Annotated in this window: 2 pseudogenes; both read left to right on the top strand. The window is 36.1% G+C overall.

The features are described 5' to 3' along the window. Nucleotides 1-60: 60 nt before the first annotated feature. A pseudogene (locus tag MAGTDC_RS06180) lies at nt 61-300 on the top strand (hypothetical protein); the annotation flags it as partial. 8 nt (nt 301-308) lie between these two features. Next, nucleotides 309-493 (top strand): annotated as a pseudogene (locus MAGTDC_RS06100) (hypothetical protein); the annotation flags it as partial.

Here is a 493-nt window from a genome sequence, read left to right as displayed (position 1 = left end):
TCTCGATATAATTGTAACTACTTCTAAATGTATTTTATCAGATCGGATATAGTTCAACGTGGTGATTCTGTTGGTGTTTTGGCAGCTCAATCAATCGGTGAACCTGGAACTCAGTTAACGTTAAGAACCTTTCATGGATTAACCGAAGCCGATCACAAGAAACAAACACAAGATCTAGAAAAGTGTTTAACATCACCGTTCTCAGGTATTATTAAAATCGAATACCTTTCATGTGTTTGTTCAACCGATCTCGATATAATTGTAACTACTTCTAAATGTATTTTATCAGATCGGATATAGTTCAACGTGGTGATTCTGTTGGTGTTTTGGCAGCTCAATCAATCGGTGAACCTGGAACTCAGTTAACGTTAAGAACCTTTCATGGATTAACCGAAGCCGATCACAAGAAACAAACACAAGATCTAGAAAAGTGTTTAACATCACCGTTCTCAGGTATTATTAAAATCGAATACCTTTCATGTGTTTGTTCAAC

Source organism: Candidatus Hodgkinia cicadicola (assembly GCF_002774925.1).
This window is presented reverse-complemented; position numbering and strand designations above follow the sequence as displayed.